At 76.4% G+C, this 2,027-nt stretch carries 1 protein-coding gene; it reads left to right on the top strand.

The features are described 5' to 3' along the window. Nucleotides 1-1,991: trehalose-6-phosphate synthase (locus AB0O00_RS37165; protein ID WP_363659114.1), on the top strand; the 1,991-nt coding region annotated here is incomplete at its 5' end. Nucleotides 1,992-2,027 lie beyond the last annotated feature (36 nt).

Below are 2,027 nucleotides of genomic sequence, written 5' to 3' on the forward strand. Positions count from 1 at the left end.
CCCTCGTCTTCGCCACCGGCCGGGGCCTCACCTCCGTACGCGACGTGCTGCGCGACCCCCTCGTCCCGCGCCCGCGCTGGATCATCGCCGACGTCGGCGCCACCGTCGCAGACGGAACGGACTTCTCCCCCGTCGACCCGCTCCTGGAACAGCTGCGCGCCGGCTGGCCCGGACCGGCCCGCATCCGCGCCGCGCTGCGCCGATTCCCCGCCCTCACCTACCAGTTCGGCGTCGTCCAGGACGGCCGTTGCTCCTACCAGGTGGCCCCGGAGCGGCTCACCCGCGAGGTCACCGACGCCGTCCGGGCGCTCGGCTGCGGCTGGGAGTACTCGGCGGGCCGCTACTTCGACGTCCTGCCGCCGGGCGCCTCCAAGGGCAACGCCCTGCGGGCCCTCGCCGGGAAACTGGGCTGGACGGCGCAGCTGATCCTCGTCGCCGGCGACTCGCTCAACGACCTGTCGCTGTTCCGGACCGGCGCGCACGGCGTGGTCGTCGGCGGCGCCGAGGCCGCCCTGCTCGACGCCGTCGCGGACGACCCGCTGGTCCGCCGCCCCCGGCAGAACGGCGCGGCCGGGATCCACGCGGTGCTCCAGGACCTGGGCTGGGTCTCCCCCGACCCGGACCGGCCCCGGCGGCGGCACTCCGTCGTCGTGGCCTACCACCGGCCGCCGCTGCACTGGACCGGCACCGCGTGGCAGCCGCCCAGCAGCCCCAACGGCATACTCCCCACCCTGACCAGCGCGTTCGCCGACGGCCTGCCGGGCGTCTGGGTCACCGCGCTGGCCGGCGGCGACCGCGACGCCGCCCGCCCGCACCCCACCGGGCTGCCGCTCTCCCCCGTGCCGCTCAGCGCGGAGCAGTGGACCGGCTACTTCCACCGGGCGTGCAAGGAGACGCTGTGGCCGGTGCTGATGTCCGAGCCCGAGCGGTCCGTCCTCGACCGGCACTCCTGGGCCGACTACCGGGCGGTGAACGCGCGCTTCGCCGAGCACATCACCGCCGAGGCCGCGCCCGGCGCCACCGTCTGGCTGCACGACTACAACCTGTGGCTCGTCCCCGGCCTGCTGCGCGGCACCCGCCCCGACCTCAGGACCGGGCTCTTCCACCACACCCCGTTCCCGGCACCCGAGGTCTTCGCGACCCTGCCCGTCGCCGCCGAACTGCGCGCCTCCCTCGCCTGCCTCGACTGGGCGGGCTTCCACACCGACGCCTTCGCCGAACGCTTCCGGCGGACGCTCGGGCCGCGCTCCCCGCGCACCGAGGTGCACCCGCTCGGCGTCGACCGGGCCGCCGTCGAACGGCTCGCCCGGCTGCGCCGGCCACGGCCGCGCCCGGCCACCGCGCGGGTCGTGCTCTCCGTCGAGCGCCTCGACTACGCGAAGGCCCCGGTCCAGAAGGTCGACGCCCTCGACCGCCTGCTGGAGCGGCGGCCCGAGCTGCGCGGGCGGCTCGAGTTCCGGCTGGTCTGCCCGCCGCCCGAGCCCGGCATCACCGCCTACGACGCCACCCGCCGGCACCTGGAGCAGCGCGTGGCCGAGGTCAACGAGCGCTGGCAGCGGGGCCGTTGGCAGCCGGTCGACTACCTGCCCGGCAGCCTGTCCGCCGCCGCGGTCGTCGACGAGTACCTCGCGGCGGACGTGCTGTGGGTGACGTCGTTCCAGGACGGGATGAACCTGACGGCCAAGGAGTTCGTCGCCGCGCACGCCGCACTGCCCGCCCGCGCGCCGGGCGTGCTGGTGCTCTCCCGGCACGCGGGGGCCGCCGCCGAGCTCGGCGACGCGGCCCTCCTGACGGACCCGCACTCGCCGGACGACCTGAGCGCCGTCCTGGCCCGGGCCCTCGCCCTCTCCCCCGCCGAGCGCCGGGCCCGCATGGACCGGCTCTCGGAACTCCTCGGCCGCGAACGGCCGGCCGACTGGGCCGCCCGGATCGTCCGGGCGATCCGGGCCTCCGCCCAGGAACCCGTCCCGAGCCGGCCGGGGATCAGTTGACCCAGTCGAGCCAGAACATGAAGCAGCGCTGGAACG

Origin of the sequence: Kitasatospora sp. NPDC093558, assembly GCF_040683475.1 — a bacterium.
Lineage (GTDB): Bacteria > Actinomycetota > Actinomycetes > Streptomycetales > Streptomycetaceae > Kitasatospora.